The sequence below is a fragment of the Nocardia sp. NPDC004722 genome (assembly GCF_053601505.1).
This window is the reverse complement of record NZ_JBSGBY010000250.1, coordinates 1-11,525: the sequence shown is the minus strand read 5'-3', so window position 1 is coordinate 11,525 and position 11,525 is coordinate 1. Positions and strand designations below refer to the sequence as shown.

Here is an 11,525-nt window from a genome sequence, read left to right as displayed (position 1 = left end):
TCGCAGCCCCTAACCCGCTGTCATCCCCCCGACGGGGCGGGGCGGACTCCCGCGCCGCCGCTTCGGCATTCGCACTACTTCCCGGGCAGGGTGCGGCTCGCCGGGCGGAGCACCCAGGAGGCGAGGATCAGGCCGGTGACGCCCGCGGTCACGGTGAGATGCATTCCGGCGGCGCCGTAATCCTTCTCGACGAGGTGGGAGATGAAGGCGCCGCTCAGGTTGAAAAACATTCCGGCGTAAGCCCATTCCTTCAGGCGGGGGAAGCCGGGGACCAGGATCGCGGCGCTGCCGAGCAGTTTCCAGGTGGCTAGTAGCGGCAGCAGGTAGGTGGGGAAGCCGAGGATGGTGTGGGTTTCCAGCGTTCCGTACTGGCGGGTGAGTTCGCCGTAGGCGCCGCCGCTCAGGACGAATACCACCAGCAGGGTGCATGCCCAGTAGGCGATGGTGCGGGCCTGGGCACGGGTGGCGGGGCGGGTCTGGATCGAGGGCTGCGCGATGGTGGTCATGGGTTTCTCCTGTCGAATGCGCCGTCTCGCTGTCACCTCCTCGACCAGAGGGAGCCGGATTGTGTGACAGCGCAATCCATTCGAATCGCCGCATATGTGACGACCAGCACACCCGGTCACATTCCGTCGCCCCCGCCGGTCGAGTGAGCGAACCCGAAAACAACGGCAGAAACGAGAAGACAATGGCACTGCAGGTCACCACCATCATGCTGGCGGTCGAGGACATGGAGCGGTCCAAGGAGTTCTACGTCGCCCTCGGCGCGAAACTCGGCCAGGACTTCCCCAACTTCGCCTCCTTCGAACTCGACGGCGGCTCGGCACTCGGCATCTACCCCACCGATCACGCCGCCAAGGACGCGGGCGTCTCCCCCGAAGGTTCCGGCTTCCGTGGCGTCTCCTTCCACCACATCGTCACCACCCCCGAGGAGGTCGACGCCGTGGTCACCACGGCCCTCGACGCGGGCGGCGCGCTGGTCAAACCCGCCGCCTCGGCCGGCTGGGGCGGCTACTTCGCCTACCTCGCCGACCCGGACGGCCACCTCTGGAAGATCGCCGCCGCGTGAGCCAAGCCCGTGCGAATGCCTTGGCACACAACCCCTCTCGAGGTTCGTCCGCGCCGCCGCATGCCGGCGCGGGCGAATGTTCCGGTTGGGTGAGGGGTGCGGGTCGGCTATCTTGAGCTCGTCGGGTGGGAGTGAGCGGGAGCCGGAACAGCAGTGGTGGGCAGGAGTACGGCCGAGGAGCGGAACAGTACGGCCGAGGGGGAGATTCGCTCGCCACGAGCCCTTTTCGCGCGGCGATTCACGGAACTCTATGAGGCCGCCGGGAATCCGACGCTGCGCCGGGTAGCCACCGCTGCCGAGACCCGTATGCGGGCGGCGCATGGTGCGCGGCCGGGTGGGGCGTCGGCGCAGCGGATCAGCGACTGGAAGGCCGGGCGGAATGTGCCCGCCCGCTTCGAATCACTGCTGCCGGTGGTGCTCACCCTCGTGGAGCTGGCCCGCAAGGCGAACCAGCCGTTGACCAGGCAGCTGGCCGAACCCAAAGAGTGGCAACGCCTCTGGCAGGCGGCCACCTCGTGGGATCCGGACGAGGACTCCGAAGCGGCCTGCCCGTACCCGGGACTGAGCCCGTATCGCCGCGAGGACCGGCAGCGGTTCTTCGGCCGCGCGGCCGCCACCTCCGAACTCGTCGACCTGGTGCGCGACTCGACCGGCCTGGTCGTCGTCACGGGCGCGTCGGGCGCGGGCAAATCTTCGCTGCTGGCCGCGGGCCTGATACCCGCTCTGGCGGACTGGGAGGTCACCACCGCCACCCCGGGCTCCGACCCGCTGGCCACCCTGCTGACGGTATTCGGCAGTCCCCCAACGGAATCCGGCACCCTCGCCGCGGCGCGGGCACGGCTCGCCTTGGCGCCACGCACCGCCCCGACCTCACCGGCCGCCCCGGCTCCTTCACCCGACCCGACCCCGCAGGCCGACCCTGCTCCCTCGGCCGACCCTGCTCCCTCGGTCGGCTCCGCCCCGCACACCGACGGCCCCCGCCGCCTGCTGCTCCTCGACCAGTTCGAGGAGGTGTTCACCACCTGCACCGACGAGGCGGCACGAACGGAATTCCTCACCATCCTGCACGAATGCGCAACGCGCGCCGAGGATCCGATCACCGTGGTCGTAGCCCTGCGCGCCGACTTCTACGCGCACTGCCTGCACCACCCGGTGCTGCGCGAGGCCCTCGAGCACCGCAGCTACCCCCTCGGCCCGATGGGCCAGGACGAACTGGCACAGGCGATCTCAGGCCCGGCCCGCGCCGTCGGCCTGGAACTCGAGCCCGGCCTCGAGGAACTCGTCATCACCGAACTGTGCGGCGCCGCCGACCAGCACGGCCACCGCACCTACGACCCCGGCGCGCTCCCCCTGCTCTCCCACGTCATGGCCGCCACCTGGCAGCACCGCGACGGCCGCCGCCTCACCACCACCGGCTACCGCAAGGCCGGCGGCGTCGTCGGCTCGGTCGCGGAAACCGCCGAATACGCCTGGAACGAACTGACTCCCGGCCAGCAGGACGCCGCCCGAGCCATCCTGCTCGGCCTGGTCACCGTCCGCCGCGATGCCCGCGACACCCGCCGCCCCGGCCTACGCCCCGACCTCCTCGCCCGCGCCGCCAACCTCGAAGACGCCACCGCCGCCCTCGAACTCCTCTCCCGCACCCGCCTCATCACCCTCGACGCCGACGCCGTCACCCTCACCCACGAAATCGTCCTCACCGCCTGGCCCCGCCTCCGCACCTGGATCGACGAAGACCGCGTCGGCTACCTCGTCCGCCAACGCCTGGAGACAGACGCCGCCGAATGGGCTGCCCAGGACCGGGATTCGTCCCTGCTCTACCGCGGCACCCGCCTGCGCAACGCCCTCGACAATGTCAACCCGCCCCCGGTGGGTCCCCTGGCCCAGGAGTTCCTCGCCACCGCGGCGAAGACCCGCACCCGAAACCGCCGCCGATCGGTCCGGACTAAGGCGATACTCACGGTGCTCGCCGCCGCACTGCTGGTGTTCGCCTTCGGCGCGTACGACCAGAGCAATCTCGCCGAACAGCGGCGCGGCGACAAGGATTTCGCCGCCGTCCTGGCCGAGGCGAACCGGGTGCGGCCGGTCGACCCGTCGCTGGCCGCCCAGTTGAATCTGATCGCCTGGCGCATGCGCCCCAACGATATGACCGCTCGATCCCAGTTGTTGCAGACCCAAAATCAGCCGTTGATGGCTGCCACCGCGATGTTCGCCCAGACGGTGGACAAGATCGCTTACAACAAGCGCGGCACCGTGCTGGCGTCGATGTCCAACGACGGAGCCTTGCGGCTGTCGGACGCCACCGATCCGATACACCCCGGCATCTTGGGCAAACAGTTCGATGGCATAGCGGATTTCGCGTTCAGCCCCGATGGGACGGAACTGGCGACCGCTCCCATCACCACGACGGGTGCCCCCTCCGACGGCGCGCTATGGGACATCTCCATCCCGTCCGAACCCCGTCGGATGGCCGCACTGCCCGGCTTGCCGTCCCGAGCCCGCGTCGTATTCCTGCCGCAGGGCCACACGCTTGTCACCCTCACCACGACACAGCTGACGGTGTGGGATACGAGCAACCCGACCGCGCCGGTCATGGGCGCGACCCGACCGCAGGGCTCTTGGGCCGAGGAGGTTCGGATCAGCCCGGACGGCCGACTACTGGCGCTGATCCGCTTCCCGAAGGCGGTCGACGACCAATCCTTGATCAACCGCACGGTCGAACTCTGGAGCCTCGCCGACCGGACGAACCCGACGCTGTTGACCACGAGTGTCACCGACTCCACGACCGCCCGCGGGATCTCCTTCAGCCCGGACAGCACCCTGCTGGCCATCGGCACCGGCGACGGAACGATGCATGCGACCGGCGACAACGACTCGCACATCGAGCTCTGGAATGTCGGCGACCCGGTACACCCGCGTCGAGTGACGACCTTCGATCCGACACTCGGGGAAAGCCTGTGGGCGTTGGAGTTCTCTCCCGACGGGCACACCCTGGCCGCGAGTAGCGGGCGATCGGCCGGGCTGTGGAACGTCACGGATCCCACCGCACCGACCGCACTGGGGAATCCGCTGTCGAGCAGTCCCGGCCTGTGCCATTACACCGATTTCGCCATGCCCTGCAGCAGTGGCCCCAAGGTGCTCGCCTTCACCCCCGACGGTCGCACCGTCACGGCCGGTGGCTGGACCGGTGACATCCGAGCCTGGTCACTGCCGCCCGCCATTCTCACCGAGCATGCCGGGTGGGCGAGCAAGCCCATCTTCGACGCGGCCGGGGATCGAATGGCGACAATGTCCAGTGATGGTCGAATCGCCCTATGGGACAGTCGAAAAGACCGATCACCAGCCCTGCTCGGCGATTATCGGATCGCACCCACCCTGGGCCACTTCGAGTTCGCTCCCGATGGGAACGCGATCCTGCTCCGCGCCGACATTGGGTCCGCCGACACCACAGAACTGCTCGACACCTCCGACCCGGCGCATATTCACCCGTTGACGGAATGGAAGCTGTCCGCCAACCGAAACGGCAGCCCGGCGATCAGCCCGGATTGGCACCTCACCGCTGTCGTCGGCGACGATCGCATGCTCCATCTGTGGAATACCGCGGATCGAACCCGACCGACTCCGGTCGGCAATCCGATTCCGGTATCGGCCCATTACGCCGGGACGACCTTCGGACCCGACAACAAGTCGCTGTTCGTGCGCGATTACATCCGGGACCAGGGGAAGTACCTCTGCACCCTGACCTTGTGGAATATCGCCGATCCCGCCCAACCGCAACGCGTCGCCGAATTGATGCGCGGCCCCAGCGAGGAGCTCAACGCCTTCGCCCTCGCCCCCGACGCACGAACCTTGATCCTTTCCAGCAATGAGCTGATCCAGAGCTGGGACATCGGCGATCCGACACGGCCTACCCGTGTCGGTGAACCGGTCGCCGCACACACTCTCACGATTCGCAGCGTCTCCTTCCCCACGAGTGGCCGCACCATGCTCACCAGTGGTGACGACGGAGGCGTCCAACTCTGGGACTTCACCGACCGCGCGCACCCCCAACGCACAGTCACATTGGCGGATTCATCCGCGCACGAGTGGAACGCCACCTTGTCGCCGGACGGGCTCTACGCCGCCGCCGGCAGCCGCGACGGCGCACTCCGGCTGTGGGACTTGAACGAACAGCACGCCGTCGACCGCGTCTGCGCGGTCACCGGCGCGATGTGGACCGAAGACCTCTGGCACCGCTACCTCCCCCAGCTCCCCTACAACCCACCGTGCAAACACCGGTAGCCCACCGGAATTTCCCCGCGCCCCACCCGGTTACCAGCAACGGCAACCACAAAGGACGGGTGAGATGAACGCATTCAACGAATCGGTGATCGAAGAGTTCCGCGCGAACGGCGGCAAGGTGGGCGGCCCCTTCGAGGGCCGCGACAACATGGTCCTGATCACCACCACCGGCGCGAAATCCGGTCGCGCCGTGACCAACCCGCTGGTCTACGTCCCCGACACCGACCGCATCGTCCTCATCGCCTCCAACGGCGGCGCCGACAACCACCCCGCCTGGTACCACAACCTCCGCGCCAACCCCGAACTCACCATCGAACTAGGCACCGAAACCTACACCGGCAAAGCCGAATTCCTCACCGGCCAGGAAGCCGACGACCTCTACGACCGCATGATCGACCTCATGCCCGTCTTCACCGAATACCGCGAGAAGACCACCCGCAAAATCCCCGTAGTAGCGGTCTACCGCCAGCCGGCCTAACCGCCCAGTGGCACACCCTGGAGGCGAAATCAGACAAATCCCCTCCAGGATGTGCCACTCGATGACTTCCTGAGCCTCGAATCAAGCCGGGCAGTCGAACTCGCCGACTGTCACCCCGGCCGTGAAGGCATCCCATTCACCGGGGGCGAAGATCAGGGCTGGACCTTGAGGATCCTTCGAATCGCGAACTGTGACTCTGCCGTCCACGAAGAAGGCGGCTTCCACGCATTCCGCTTGGGTTCCGCTGTAGCTGCTCTTGAACCATTTCAGTGCTCGATTCGGTTCGATGCTCATAGTGCGCGCTCGTGTTCCTTCGCAAGGTGCCGGATGAGAGTCCGGCTCTGATGGATATTCAGCGTCGAGGCGTGCAAGGCCTCGAACGCTTGCTTGAATTGCCTTACCGCAGTGTCCTTCTCCTGATAGAGCTCGCCGGTGTAGCCCTCTTGGTAGACGATCGGGGGCTCGACCGGGTGTCCTCTGCCGTCGGCTCCGAAGTCGAGCAGCACGAACGAACTCATGGGTTCGCCGGCTGGGCATCCGGCAGTGAACGGCAGAATTCCGATGCTGATGTGGTCCTTGTTCATCAGCTCGTCGAGTCGTCGAAGCTGCGCTGCCATGACACGTGGTGTGCCCATGATGCGGCGAAAAGTGGCCTCGCCGATCACGGCTCGGACATGGATCGGCTTCATCGTCCGCAGGATCGACTTCTGCCGCCGCAGGCGGAACTGGACATGTTGGTCGATGTCGGCCGGGCTGGGAGCCAGGGGACCGGATGAGATCACCGCGCGTGCGTAGTCAGCGGTCTGGAACAGGCCCGGAACGAGCTCTGGCTGATAGATCTCGAGAGATTCAGCGACCGCCTCCAGTCCCACATAGACATTGAAGCCACGCCGCACCTTCAAGACACTGCTGTAGTCGTTCCACCACGACTTCTCGTTGGCCTGCCGGCCGAGATTGACCATGGCTTCGATGGTTTGGTCATCGGCGTCGTACATCTTGCACAGCGCACGGATATCCACCTCGCGCGGCGATTCCAGCCTGCCGACTTCGAGCCGCTGGAGCATGGACGGGCTCCACTGGATGAGCTTGGCCGCGTCGGCGATGGTGAGGTTCGACTCGTTCCTTAGTTCGCGCATGTATCGGCCCAATTGGCGGCGTGGAAGGGCCGGGTCGGACGTGGCGGTCACGGTACCCCCTGATCCAGGTCGTACAGATTCATGGTGAATCTGCTTCTGATTCAGTGCAAGAAAGCTTCTGGTTTACGACAAGAACGCTGCAGGGCCTATCGATGACTTGCGGTGAATATTCACCACAAACATTGTGGCAGTTCAGCGCCGGTGATGAGCTTGGAATGCGTCCGGCTGGGGTGCACTCCACTCCGACACTCCCGCCGGGCGCGCTCAGGTTGCGGCGATCGGGAGGTTGTCATGAATCTGCTGTACTGCGAGGCGGATCCGGGGGTGCTTACGCGGGAGCTGGCTTATCTGGTGTGGCGGGTGCATCGGTATTGCGATCGAGACCGGTGTCGGGCGCGGCGGCGGGCCCGGGCCGTGCTGGAGGAGATCGCTTGTGCCGGTGGCGAGGTCGGGGAGGCGCGTCGTGGGTGCCGATGAGAGGGGGTGGGTGGGGGATCACTGCGCTGAGGGGCGGATCGTGCCGATCGGTCTGGAGCGGGCGTTGGGAATTCTCGCGATTCATGCCACCTGCGAACCCGAGTGTCCGCGGCGATGCAGTGCGAGGGAGTACCTCGAGAGTCATCCGGAACACGTGCGGCGGTAAGACCGCGAAACTCACTGGAGGTGGGCAATGCTTCTCGAATTCTGTTTGATGGCAACAGTTTCGGTGTGCGCACTGGTGGCGTTTCGCGTGCATCGCGACCCTCCGGCGACAGCGGCACGGCACAGCCGCGACCGCTACTCGGTCGCCGCGATCCGTGCCCGCATCGAAAACGAGAACGCCGGGACGGCCGCACGGCGGGCAGCCTGAAGAGGTGACGAAAGTCTTACAGATCTGTTGACGTGGACACCAAAGCGCGACTGGATGATTGACTGCGAGGCGGGAGGACGACATCGAACTGTCGCTCAGGGCATATGACACTTCACATCTTGCAGATCATTCTCGCGATCTACCTCATCCTGCTGTTCCTGCTGCTCTGCGGGGTTGTGGTCTGGATGGTGCTGGGGTTTCCGAGACGCTGGGATCAAGTCAAGATCCCGCTCATCGTGTATCCGGTCTACCTCGTGGTGGTGGGAGTCATCTACGCGGTGCGGTGGGCGCGCCGGAGATGGCGTGAGCGAACCTGGCAACGATCGGACCACTGATCCACCCGGCCATCGCAAGTTCAGGTGGCCATTCAGGGTGATCCCCGATGCGGCTGAACAGCGTCGGAGGCCACGATGGAGACCATGACGAGAACGAGCGACTGGTCCAAGAGCGCCGGGCGTACCGGCTTCTCCGATCAGCTTCACGATCTGTGGCAGACCCGGCCGATGCGCTTTCCGAAGGATGGGCCGGTCGCGGGGGTGGCCGTCGGGTTCGGGCGTCGCTTCAACGTGGATCCCGTGCTGGTGCGGGTGGCGTTCGTGGTGTCGGCGCTGTTCGGCGGGGCCGGGATCGTGCTGTATCTGGCCGCGTGGCTGCTGCTCAACCAGGCGGGTGACCAGTCCTCCGCGGCCGAATCGCTCTTCGGCCGCGGGCAGTCCTCGCAGTCCTCGTCCAAGACCATCGTGCTGCTGGTGGCGCTGGGGATCGCGGTGAGCACGGCGGGGCCCGTCGGCGTCGGGCTCGGCGGCTCCGGAATCATCGGGTTCTTCCTCATGCTGGTCGGCTGGTGGCTGCTCTACCAGCGCCAACCCCAGCCGCCCGCCTACTATTTCGAGCAGGCGAGCGCGGACAACCTGCTCAACACCGGCTACCCGGGCACCACCAACCCGTTCTGGACCGGCTACCCCGGCACCAACGCGGTCACCTTCGAAACCTACGGGCCGTACACCACCATGCCCGACCACTACGAGCCCGACCCGAGTCAGGCCGCCTCGGAACCCGCTGCCGCGCAAAGCATGTCACAATCCGACAGCGGACAGAGCATGTCGCAGTCCGCGTCCGGGCAGAGCATGTCCCAGCAGCAGACCGGCGACGCCGAGAACGTGACCGAGGTACTCGACACCCGCTACGCCCCCGCCTCCTCCGTCGCCGACACCGTCATCCTGAGCAAGCCCGGCTCCGCCCCGGCGGCATCGGAAGCGCAGAGCACCGGGCAGCATCACGGGACTTCCTTGCAGCAGCGCGGCCAAAACTCCTCGGCCCCCGTGGATCTCACCAAGCCCGAGACCCCGGACGCGGCCGCCGATGAGCCCGCCACCGGCGCCAGCGATACCCCGCCTGCCACCACGGCTCCAGACTCCGGCTCCGACAAAGCTCCTGCCCTGCACCGCATCCCGCCCACCGGCGACCGCCCCCGCACCGGTTTCAGCCCGGCACCCATCTCCCCCGACTTCGGCCCCACCCCACCCGGCTGGGACCCGCTCGGTGTAGCGCCACTGGCCTGGGATCTCCCCGAACCCGGCATGCCGCCCCGACAGACCGCCGTCGCGGCCCCCGAGCGCCGCCCCCGTTCCCGACTCACCGCCGTCACCATCGGCCTGGCCATCCTGGCCGCTGCCGCAGCGGGTTCCGTGGCCGCCTCGGGGGTCGACTGGATGACGCCGGGCCGCATCGGCGCGGCAGCCCTCGCCGTGATCGCCCTCGGCCTCATCGTCGGCGCGTTCCTGCGACGCGGCTACGGCCTCATGGTGCTGCTCGCCCCGCTGGCCGGTTTCGTCATCCTGGCCTCGCTGATCGGTCCGATCGAATTCGACCAGGGCGCGATGGGCGACCACAAGTGGTCCGCCGCAACGGCTTCCGAGCTGCTGCCGGAATACCACGTCTCGATGGGCTCGGGCACCCTCGACCTGAGCAGGCTACAGCTCACCGAGGACCGCGACGTCACCCTGAAGGTCCGCATGGGCGACGCCCGCGTGATCCTGCCGCCGAACCTGCGTGTGAACACGAAATGCAATGTCCGCATGGGTGATTCGAGTTGCCCCACCGGAATCTCCGGCCCGCCGACGGGCCCCGTCCTGAACCTTTCCGTCGATGTGCAGATGGGAAATGTGGAGGTGAACCATGGCTGAGAACAAGAACAAGAAGCGCCGACCGTCGTTCGGGCTCCTGCTGGCCGGAGTGCTCGGCCTGGGGGTGAGCGTCTGGGCCTTCGTCGGCCCGCACTCCTGGCCCGTCTCCGGCGGCCTGTCCCTGGGCTGGATCGTGGTGATCGCGGCCATAGTCGTCGGCGTAGTCCTGGTTCTCACCCCGAGAAAGAATCGCGACTAGCAAGCCGACCGCGCTGCCCTTCCCTCGCCGGGACAGCGCACCCCCTTCCGGGAGCTGCCCTCCCGCGAAGGCCGAAGGGCCCCGCACCTTTTCAGGTGCGGGGCCCTTCGCGTCCGGAGCTATCTCACTCCCGTTCGGAGCTCACTCCCATTCGATGGTGCCCGGCGGCTTGCTCGTCACGTCGAGCACCACCCGGTTGACCTCCGCCACCTCATTGGTGATCCGGGTCGAGATGCGCTCGAGCACCTCGTAGGGCAGGCGAGTCCAGTCCGCCGTCATGGCGTCCTCGGACGAGACCGGCCGCAGCACGATCGGGTGGCCGTAGGTGCGGCCGTCGCCCTGCACGCCGACGCTGCGGACATCGGCCAGCAACACCACCGGGCACTGCCAGATCGACTTGTCCAGTCCGGCGGCCGTAAGTTCTTCGCGCGCAATGGCATCCGCCTGCCGCAGCAGCTCCAGCCGGTCGAAGGTCACCTCGCCGATGATGCGGATGGCCAGGCCCGGACCCGGGAACGGCTGGCGCGCAACGATTTCCTCGGGCAGCCCCAGCTCACGGCCGACCGCGCGCACCTCGTCCTTGAACAGCAGCCGCAGCGGCTCGACGAGCGCGAACTCCAGATCGTCGGGCAGACCGCCGACATTGTGGTGCGACTTGATGTTCGCGGTGCCCGCACCGCCGCCGGACTCGACCACATCCGGGTACAGCGTGCCCTGCACCAGGAATTCGACCTTGGTCTCGCCCTGCTCGCCGACCACCTCGGAGACCGCGTCCTCGAACGACCGGATGAACTCCCGGCCGATGATCTTGCGCTTCTCCTCCGGATCGGTGACGCCCTTCAGCTCACCCAGGAACTTGTCGACCGCGTCGACGGTGACCAGCTTGGCCCCGGTCGCGGCGACGAAATCGCGCTGCACCTGCTCGCGTTCACCCGCGCGCAGCAGACCGTGATCGACGAACACACAGGTGAGGCGATCGCCGATGGCCCGCTGCACCAGCGCCGCGGCGACCGCGGAATCCACGCCGCCGGACAGACCGCAGATCGCGTGCCCGTCGCCGACCTGCTCGCGCACCTGCTTGATCAGCGCCTCGGCGATATTGGACGCGGTCCACGCGCCCGGGATCCCGGCGATCTCGTGCAGGAACCGGCTCAGCACCTGCTGGCCGTGCGGCGAGTGCAGCACCTCGGGGTGATACTGCACGCCCGCCAGCTTGCGCGCCCGATCCTCGAACGCGGCGACCGGCGCGCCCGCGGAGGTCGCGGTCACCTCGAACCCGGCGGGCGCGTCGGTGACGGCGTCACCGTGGCTCATCCACACCGGCTG

Annotated in this window: 11 protein-coding genes; 7 read left to right on the top strand and 4 right to left on the bottom strand. The window is 67.2% G+C overall.

The window, feature by feature from the left end:
- Nucleotides 1-74: 74 nt before the first annotated feature.
- Entirely contained in the window at nt 75-506 is a 432-nt protein-coding gene (locus ACWELQ_RS23550; RefSeq protein WP_452399209.1) for a DoxX family protein, read from the bottom strand.
- Between the two features lie 182 nt (nt 507-688).
- Here ACWELQ_RS23550 and ACWELQ_RS23545 point away from each other — a divergent pair, with 182 nt between their 5' ends.
- From ACWELQ_RS23545 to ACWELQ_RS23535, 3 genes are all read left to right on the top strand, one after another.
- On the top strand, nt 689-1,069 hold the full coding sequence (locus ACWELQ_RS23545; RefSeq protein ID WP_452399208.1) for a VOC family protein: 381 nt from the start codon (nt 689-691) through the stop codon (nt 1,067-1,069).
- A gap of 153 nt (nt 1,070-1,222) precedes the next feature.
- Nucleotides 1,223-5,350: an nSTAND1 domain-containing NTPase gene (locus ACWELQ_RS23540; protein ID WP_452399207.1), complete on the top strand. Its 4,128-nt coding sequence runs from the start codon at nt 1,223-1,225 to the stop codon at nt 5,348-5,350.
- Nucleotides 5,351-5,414: 64 nt separating this feature from the next.
- Nucleotides 5,415-5,828: a nitroreductase/quinone reductase family protein gene (locus ACWELQ_RS23535; protein WP_452399206.1), complete on the top strand. Its 414-nt coding sequence runs from the start codon at nt 5,415-5,417 to the stop codon at nt 5,826-5,828.
- A gap of 81 nt (nt 5,829-5,909) precedes the next feature.
- On the opposite strand, the gene ACWELQ_RS23530 is transcribed toward ACWELQ_RS23535, so the two are convergent.
- Both ACWELQ_RS23530 and ACWELQ_RS23525 read right to left on the bottom strand, forming a co-directional pair.
- The gene (locus ACWELQ_RS23530) at nt 5,910-6,122 is read right to left on the bottom strand and encodes a DUF397 domain-containing protein (protein ID WP_452399205.1); all 213 of its coding nucleotides are present in this window, start codon (nt 6,120-6,122) and stop codon (nt 5,910-5,912) included.
- Nucleotides 6,119-7,015, bottom strand: coding sequence for a helix-turn-helix domain-containing protein (locus ACWELQ_RS23525; protein WP_452399204.1), 897 nt, complete (start codon nt 7,013-7,015; stop codon nt 6,119-6,121). Before ACWELQ_RS23525 ends, ACWELQ_RS23530 begins: the two co-directional genes overlap by 4 nt.
- A gap of 640 nt (nt 7,016-7,655) precedes the next feature.
- Between ACWELQ_RS23525 and ACWELQ_RS23520 the strand changes: the two genes are divergently transcribed.
- The 4 genes from ACWELQ_RS23520 to ACWELQ_RS23505 all read left to right on the top strand — a co-directional run bounded on the left by ACWELQ_RS23520 (nt 7,656) and on the right by ACWELQ_RS23505 (nt 10,199).
- Nucleotides 7,656-7,814: a hypothetical protein gene (locus ACWELQ_RS23520; protein WP_452399203.1), complete on the top strand. Its 159-nt coding sequence runs from the start codon at nt 7,656-7,658 to the stop codon at nt 7,812-7,814.
- 119 nt (nt 7,815-7,933) lie between these two features.
- Nucleotides 7,934-8,149: a hypothetical protein gene (locus ACWELQ_RS23515; RefSeq protein ID WP_452399202.1), complete on the top strand. Its 216-nt coding sequence runs from the start codon at nt 7,934-7,936 to the stop codon at nt 8,147-8,149.
- A gap of 84 nt (nt 8,150-8,233) precedes the next feature.
- The gene (locus ACWELQ_RS23510) at nt 8,234-10,000 is read left to right on the top strand and encodes a PspC domain-containing protein (RefSeq protein ID WP_452399201.1); all 1,767 of its coding nucleotides are present in this window, start codon (nt 8,234-8,236) and stop codon (nt 9,998-10,000) included.
- On the top strand, nt 9,993-10,199 hold the full coding sequence (locus ACWELQ_RS23505; protein ID WP_452399200.1) for a hypothetical protein: 207 nt from the start codon (nt 9,993-9,995) through the stop codon (nt 10,197-10,199). Before ACWELQ_RS23510 ends, ACWELQ_RS23505 begins: the two co-directional genes overlap by 8 nt.
- A 141-nt stretch (nt 10,200-10,340) precedes the next feature.
- Here ACWELQ_RS23505 and guaA read toward each other — a convergent pair.
- Nucleotides 10,341-11,525: glutamine-hydrolyzing GMP synthase (gene guaA / locus ACWELQ_RS23500; protein ID WP_452399199.1), on the bottom strand; the 1,185-nt coding region annotated here is incomplete at its 5' end.

Excerpts from the sequence above, each read along its gene's own strand:
- ACWELQ_RS23545 (WP_452399208.1), top strand. The coding sequence starts at position 689 with ATGGCACTGCAGGTCACCACCATCATGCTGGCGGTCGAGGACATGGAG.
- ACWELQ_RS23550 (WP_452399209.1), bottom strand. The coding sequence starts at position 506 with ATGACCACCATCGCGCAGCCCTCGATCCAGACCCGCCCCGCCACCCGT.
- ACWELQ_RS23520 (WP_452399203.1), top strand. The coding sequence starts at position 7,656 with ATGGCAACAGTTTCGGTGTGCGCACTGGTGGCGTTTCGCGTGCATCGC.
- ACWELQ_RS23505 (WP_452399200.1), top strand. The coding sequence starts at position 9,993 with ATGGCTGAGAACAAGAACAAGAAGCGCCGACCGTCGTTCGGGCTCCTG.
- ACWELQ_RS23510 (WP_452399201.1), top strand. The coding sequence starts at position 8,234 with ATGACGAGAACGAGCGACTGGTCCAAGAGCGCCGGGCGTACCGGCTTC.
- ACWELQ_RS23530 (WP_452399205.1), bottom strand. The coding sequence starts at position 6,122 with ATGAGCATCGAACCGAATCGAGCACTGAAATGGTTCAAGAGCAGCTAC.
- ACWELQ_RS23535 (WP_452399206.1), top strand. The coding sequence starts at position 5,415 with ATGAACGCATTCAACGAATCGGTGATCGAAGAGTTCCGCGCGAACGGC.